The organism is Paenibacillus sp. TC-CSREp1 (assembly GCF_050171015.1).
Lineage (GTDB): Bacteria > Bacillota > Bacilli > Paenibacillales > Paenibacillaceae > Paenibacillus > Paenibacillus silvae.
The window spans coordinates 128,950-135,957 of sequence record NZ_JBNOKM010000017.1; the positions used below are offsets into that span (position 1 = coordinate 128,950).

At 40.9% G+C, this 7,008-nt stretch carries 7 protein-coding genes and 1 pseudogene; 7 read left to right on the top strand and 1 reads right to left on the bottom strand.

Features of this window, described 5'->3' with window-relative positions; all coding sequences use genetic code 11:
• Positions 1-8 precede the first annotated feature (8 nt).
• The 7 genes and pseudogenes from ACQSGY_RS24345 (at position 9) to ACQSGY_RS24375 (ending at position 5,142) form a co-directional block, all read left to right on the top strand.
• Positions 9-569 carry a helix-turn-helix domain-containing protein gene (locus ACQSGY_RS24345; RefSeq protein WP_427181287.1) on the top strand — a complete coding sequence of 187 codons (561 nt, stop codon included), beginning with the start codon at positions 9-11 and terminating at the stop codon, positions 567-569.
• A gap of 216 nt (positions 570-785) precedes the next feature.
• Positions 786-2,012: a CynX/NimT family MFS transporter gene (locus ACQSGY_RS24350; protein WP_427181288.1), complete on the top strand. Its 1,227-nt coding sequence runs from the start codon at positions 786-788 to the stop codon at positions 2,010-2,012.
• Positions 2,013-2,049: 37 nt separating this feature from the next.
• Positions 2,050-2,250 (top strand): annotated as a pseudogene (locus ACQSGY_RS24355) (universal stress protein); the annotation flags it as partial.
• 277 nt (positions 2,251-2,527) lie between these two features.
• Positions 2,528-3,517: an ABC transporter substrate-binding protein gene (locus ACQSGY_RS24360; RefSeq protein WP_427181289.1), complete on the top strand. Its 990-nt coding sequence runs from the start codon at positions 2,528-2,530 to the stop codon at positions 3,515-3,517.
• A 216-nt stretch (positions 3,518-3,733) separates the two neighbouring features.
• Entirely contained in the window at positions 3,734-3,940 is a 207-nt protein-coding gene (locus ACQSGY_RS24365; protein ID WP_216514109.1) for a helix-turn-helix transcriptional regulator, read from the top strand.
• Positions 3,937-4,371: a hypothetical protein gene (locus ACQSGY_RS24370; protein WP_427181290.1), complete on the top strand. Its 435-nt coding sequence runs from the start codon at positions 3,937-3,939 to the stop codon at positions 4,369-4,371. The genes ACQSGY_RS24365 and ACQSGY_RS24370 overlap by 4 nt, the downstream gene beginning before the upstream one ends.
• A gap of 33 nt (positions 4,372-4,404) precedes the next feature.
• Positions 4,405-5,142 (top strand): RCC1 domain-containing protein, encoded by a 738-nt coding sequence (locus tag ACQSGY_RS24375; RefSeq protein WP_427181291.1) that lies wholly within the window; start codon positions 4,405-4,407, stop codon positions 5,140-5,142.
• Positions 5,143-5,343: 201 nt separating this feature from the next.
• On the opposite strand, the gene ACQSGY_RS24380 is transcribed toward ACQSGY_RS24375, so the two are convergent.
• On the bottom strand, positions 5,344-6,840 hold the full coding sequence (locus tag ACQSGY_RS24380) for an oligosaccharide flippase family protein (RefSeq protein WP_427181292.1): 1,497 nt from the start codon (positions 6,838-6,840) through the stop codon (positions 5,344-5,346).
• Between the last annotated feature and the right edge of the window lie 168 nt (positions 6,841-7,008).

Consider the following 7,008-nt stretch of genomic DNA (forward strand, 5'->3'; position numbering starts at 1 on the left):
AATATCAAATGGATGAGATCGATGAATCAAAACAAATTGTATTACAAATCGGCGGAGCATTGAAAAAGTACAGGAAAGAAAAAAACATAACCTTGGACGACTTATCTGAATTAACAGGCGTAAGCAAACTTACTCTGGGGAATATCGAACGTGGCGAGACAAATCCAACTTTGGGAATGATATGGAAAATTTCAAAAGGCATATCTTTACCGCTGTTGGCTTTGTTCCAATCAGAGAACCCTGTTAGTTTGTATCGAGCAGGCGAAGGATTACGGTTTTCTAATGATGAAAAAAATTGGATGATTGAACCCGTCTTTAAAAGCAATGACATTGAAATGTGTCGGGCATACTTACAGCCAAATAGCTCGTATTATCCTGAAGGGCATCACGTAAATACAACTGAAATTGCAACAGTGATGACTGGCTCCATTGAGATAGAAGTCGATGGAGAGGTTTACACACTGAATCAATATGATACGATCAGTTTTCGTGCAGATTCTCCTCACTCTTATACCAATCATACCAATAGCCAAACCGTTCTCCATATCTCTTTAAAATATGGTTTCTAATATTCGATAAATCCATTTGTTAAATGCAACTCCGATTTCCATAATGGAAATTCAGAGTTGTATTTTTTTTCACACATAAACTTTAGTATATTTTAAAATACTTATTGTTTAAATAAATATATTATAATATACTTTCGTTATTCGCGCGAATGTTATAGCAAAGTTTCATCAGAATGAAGTAAATCATACGTAACAATTCAGGAAGGAGAAATGAAAATGCCGAATAAACAAAAAAACGTACAGTCCTCTATGGCGCTTATCATTCTCGGCATTATCGTTATTGCAGCTAATTTACGTACTCCTTTGACCTCAGTCGGTCCTTTAGTGAGTCTCATAAGGGATGACGTTGATATTTCAAATACATTAGCAGGCCTGATCACAACGGTACCCTTGCTCGCCTTTGCTTTATTGTCGTCTCTAGTACCAAAATTAGGACGAAGATATGGGGTTGAGCGTATCATTTTGATTGCCCTGATTTTTCTGACTGCTGGTATTGTCATACGTTCATTATCTGGCGCAATTCATCTGTTTATCGGGACAGCAGTTCTTGGATTCGCCATTGCTATATGTAATGTATTATTGCCAAGTATAATCAAAAGAGATTTCCCAGATAAAATTGGCTCTATGACAGGTGTTTACTCCATTTCAATGAATTTATGCGGAGCAATCGCATCGGGAATCAGTGTACCCCTGGCCGTGGACGCCGGTCTAAAATGGCAGGGAGCATTGGGAATATGGGGGATTCTAAGCTTTGTTTCCATCCTCTGTTGGCTGCCCCAATCAAGAAAACAAACAAAGCAAACAGCCATGACGAGTCAAAGGATGGCCAGCTACGATGTGAATGTCTGGAAATCCCCGCTCGCCTGGCAAGTAACCTTGTTTATGGGAATACAGTCCATGATATTCTATGTGTTGATTGCTTGGTTGCCTGAAATTTTAAAGCAGCAGGGGATTGACCCCAACCAATCAGGATGGTTCCTATCCCTCATGCAGTTAGCGATGCTTCCATTTACTTTTATTGTTCCTGTTATTGCGGGGCGCATGTCCAATCAACGTTTGTTAGTGGTCATCACTACCATTTTGCTTTTAACGGGAACACTCGGGCTTTTATACGGCAGCTCCAATATCATTCTGTTATGGATCATCATGCTCGGAATTGGTGGTGGCTTCGCCTTTAGCTTGTCCATGATGTTTTTCGGGTTGCGCACTGAAAATGCGCATCAGGCAGCGGAACTATCTGGAATGGCGCAATCGATCGGATATCTTCTTGCCGCGATGGGGCCAGCCCTTATTGGATATCTGCATGATGCGACAAATAGCTGGAACCTGCCACTTTTCATTTTGCTGGGAGCTTCGGTCCTGCTCTTTATAGTTGGTATAGGAGCAGCAAGTAGTCGTATTGTAGGTAGTCGAACTCATTACGAGATGCCGCGAAAAGGGTGATAACGATGTTTGACAAAACCAAGCCAAATCTAAATTAAAGTCTGCGGGGATAAATCCGGAAACTGTTCATCTTAAGGGAGATCCTGCGTACGAAATATTGAATTATGCAAGGGAAACCCAGCAGCAATTTATTATTATCGGAAGCCGTGGACTAATAGGCGTAAAAGGAATGATGCTTGGAAGTGTCAGCCACAAGGTTTCACAATTATCAAGTTGCCCGGTCCTCATTGTGCATTAATTCCATATGGACTACTGAGATGATGCATCGTAACACTGACGGGGTAGTATTTATCGCATAAATCATGCAGCGGCATTCGAGGATATTCGTATCCTGCGATGCCGCTGTTTCTAAATTTCTTAGTTGCCTGCCTTTTTGGCTAGAATGGTAGGTTACATTGAATTTTAATGCCAGGTTTGTAATCTTTCTGCCAGGGCTGGAGAGCACCCTCTAATTGACAATGATAATTATTATCATTATAATGTGTGCATTCTATATAAATAGGGGGATAGAAATTTTGTTACATACAAAAAAAAACTTCAGATTTACTTTACTCCTACTGCTGATTAGTACCCTTTTCCTTTCTGGTTGTGGTATAGGTGAAAGGACAATCGTTACGCAGAGTGATTCTAATGCAGTTAAAAGTGAAGAGAGCGCATCCGATAACTCCATATTCATCCAGAATGAAGCAGGGGAAACCACAATAATTGGAGAGCCAAAAAAGATTGCCGTTTTAAATTGGCAGCTAGCTGATTTTCTCTTAGCTCTGGGCATCAAACCTTATGCTATGACAAACTTTATGGGAGAGACAAACCTTGAGTATTTAGAGAAGGATGCATTAGATGGTGTCATTGATCTTGGAGATAAACCCAATCTCGAAATACTCTCTCAAAGCAATCCGGATTTAATTATCGGTTGGGAAAGCCGAAGAGAAATTTACGACCAGCTGACCAAAATTGCACCCACAATCCTTACAGAGGAAAACGATGATTGGCGTAAATCTTTGCAGGAACTCGGAAGCAAGCTTGGAAAAAACAAGGAAGCCGAGGAATGGTTAGCTAAGTATGATCAGAAGGCAACTGCTTCAATGCAGCTGCTTACCTCAAAGATTGATCCTGCTGAAACTGTCCTCTATATGCGTGTGATGCCTAAGGTGCTTCGAATTTATGGCTCAACTCAATCCTTAGGAGCGACGTTATCTCAAGATATAGGTCTACAATATTTGCCTCAAACCGAAGCGATCCAAAATTTCGAGAATATTTCAATTGAACAGCTACCTGAGCTAAATCCAGATCATATATTTATTCAGGTTGGCCGCCCTCTGCGTGGCGGAGATCAAGAAGCTAAAAAGATATATGAGGAATTAACTCAAAGTTCGATCTGGAATAACATGAAGGCAATGAAGAAGAAACAAGTTTATACTGTACCTCACTGGATCATTAGCGATGCTCCTCATATTAAGGAGAAATCAATTGATCTTGTGTTAGAGAAGCTGGGCGTAAACTAATTATCAACCTTCCATCATGGAAGGTGTTTTTTTCTTTAGCCATCCTATTGAATAAACCGGGCAAGAAATACAGTCGGATTCCCTATGTATTTCTTGCCCATTTCTTTTAGTTTGTCTTACATACAATTAGATCAGAGCTCATTTTCTTCCATTCAAAATGTAATATATAATTTACATAAAGGAATATATATGTTACATTGGAGTGGGGGGGAATATATGAAAAATCAAGTGAAGATTGCACGTGTAAAAGCAGATTTAACACAACAACAATTAGCTGATGCAGTTCAAATTACAAGACAAACCATTAGTCTGATTGAGAAGGGGAAGTATAATCCATCATTAAAGCTATGTTTGCAAATTTGCTATGCTGTAAATTCAAAATTAGATGAAATATTCTGGGTGGATCAGGAGGATGTTGAATGAAGAAAATTACAGATGAACGATTAATATTTAGAAATTTGCAACATATTAAAATTATTTATATTGTTCAATCGATTGGAATTTTATGTATTCTTGGTTACGAGTTATTTCAAGGTGGACTTGAAGATATGCGTAAGAATCCACTTTGGCTTTTATTTATTGTTACATCTGTTGTTTATGCATATTTATCGATAAGTACTAGCGTAGAAAATGAAAAGGCATTACAAAATCCTAAGAAATCATTTGTGGTTAGTATAATAGTACTAATTGCCATCGCTACTGCTGTGGCATATCTTACTATCGCAAAAAACTTTGGATGGACAAATGGGGTGGTAATAGGAGTTATTTTGTTTATTTGTGGGTTCATACCATTTTATTATGTATACCGTTTAAGGGAAAAGCAGATAAAAGATTTTGACGATGATCAACCTTGATTTAGTTATCTAAATGGGGAGAGAGGTGATTACATGGGAGGGGTGATTGAGACGAAACAGTTACGTACATCTACTATAGCGGCTGGTCGCCGTCATACCGTTGGTCTTAAGTCTGATGGTACTGTAACAGCTGTTGGTGATAATAAATACGGCCAATGTAACGTAAGCAATTGGTGCGATATCGTAGCAGTGGTTGCTGGTAATGTTCACATGGCTACAAACACAGGCAATGCCCATACCGTTGGCCTTAAATCGGATGGTACGGTAATAGCTACAGGTTGGAATAAGCATGACCAATGCAATGTAAGCAAATGGCGGGTTATTGTATCCGTTTCGGCAGGTTGGTGCCGTACTGTTGGAGTTAAATCAGATGGTAACAATAAATATAACCAATGCAGCGTAAACGACTGGAGCGATATTTTGGCTGTTTCAGCGGGGTATCTTCATACCGTCGGACTTAGATTGGATGGCACGGTAGTCGCTGTGGGCAGAAATAATGAAGGTGAATGCGACGTAAGCGGATGGCGCGATATTGTAGCAGTTGCAGCAGGCAGTTATCATACCGTTGGTCTTAAGTCAGACGGTACGATGGTTGCTGTGGGTTCGAATAAACATCACCAATGCGATGTAAGTGGCTGGCACTCAATTAAAGCTGTTGCAGCGGGGTGTGCCCATACCATCGGACTGAAGTCTAATGGTACGATGGTTGCTGTAGGCGACAATGATTATGGACAGTGTAATGTTAGCGGATGGAGCAGCATCCAACAGTAACCGGCCTTAACAGAGTTTCACTGTGAAGTCGCTATAGAAGCGGCTTTTTTTATTTTATTACAACAAGTTCTTATCCTAAGCCAAGAAACCAAGAAAAATAACTTGCACTGATTGCCGGAATGAACAAGAACGTAGTCAGACCTAATTGGAGATGAATTTGGAAGGAATTGAACAGTACTAACACTCCATAAAAATGCCTGACTATGCGGATGTCGATGTCCGCTGATTCATCCATACATGTATGAGAAGCAACGCTCCTCCGTAGATTAGCATGCCTAATAATCCACCTAAGGTTCCCGGGTACAAGTTAAGGCTGCAAGCACGAATCACATATCCTAGTGGAATGCCTACGGAGATAAAGAGTAGAGCAGAAGCAATCATTTTTCCAATACGCATCCTACACAATAATGATCCAAGTGCCCAAACATTGGCACCCAGTACAATTAGCTCCATTAGCAGAGTACCTATAACAGCTCCATACAACTGCATATAAGGGAGCGGGATGAGGAAATAATGGCAGCATATGGCGAAAAAAATCCCGATGGCGGTAGCCACAAAGGTTATCTTTTTTTGCTCTTTGGCCCAGAGGATGCTGGTTGTTATTTCTCTCACTCCTACTATAAAGGGGATGAGAGATAAGCTTTTGATCAAGCGACCTGCTTCTGTTGAATGAAATAGAAAAAAAGCCAGTTCTTCCGCATACACCGATAAGAAGAGGGTAGAGACGATGCCCCAGGACCAGGCGAATCGAACGGCCTTTAAACTAAGATTCTGAAATAGAATATATTGCTGTTCTTTCCAAGCGGATACGAGTTTCATGGTCATGGTGTGTGAGAGTGCAGCCGTTGCCAATGTCGGCATGTAAGCAATGAGAAGCGCCATACCTGTAAGTACACCAAACATGACAGTTGCCTCATTGGAAGAATAACCGGCTTGCTGCAATCTGGCGGGAATAATTAAGGCATCAGCCATATCGGAAAGCGGAATCAGCAAACGTGTAAGACAGATGGCTATTGAACTTCGAACAAACCATGACATTTCCCCTTTAGATGGTACAGGCAATATTTCCTTGTATGTAGAGCTGGCTGTATTTCTAGTGTAAAAGACAAGAAGTATTAGAAAAGCAGTAATCCCGCCTAAGCTGGTGCCAAGCATGCTTAAACCTCCGGCAAACATGGCCCCTTGTGGAAGTAAAAAGATACATAACGCAAGCATAACAGTAACCCTGACAAATTGCTCAGCAATTTCGGAAAACGCAATCGCTTCATATTTTTCAAGACCTTGAAGATACCCTCGAAACAGAGCCAGCAGGGGGACGATGACAAGTGCTGGAGCAAGAGCCCGAAGAAAATAATAGCTGTTTGTATTTCCTAAAACATGTGATATTTGTTCTGCGAATATAAGGGTCAGGATAAAAGCGATGATGCCTCCAGACAGGATCCACAGACTCAGCCTTATAAACCATCTCCAGGCCATTTTCTTTTTCCCTGCTGTATATATAGCCAGAGCCGTGGGAAACCCGTTGGTAACCAGCATTAGCACAAACCCAAAATAGGCATAGGCCATCTGAAATAAACCAATACCTTCTGCGCCAATCATTCGAGTTAACACGACTCGTCCAAGAAGTCCTATGCTCTTGGTTAGCGTGATTGCTCCCAAACGAACGGCTGTTTGTCGAATGAGCGACGGCTTGCGCATAACTTCAATCTCCTTCCAGCCCGACATGTCCACTTCTGAAATATATGTGGGGGGAAGGATTTGAAGTACAAAAACATAAAGCCGTTAATCTTTAATGTGAATGAGCATATACTGAGTCTTATTATCCCAGCCCAGATCAAAAGGTGCTTTGTAGCGGTCAGCAGTATG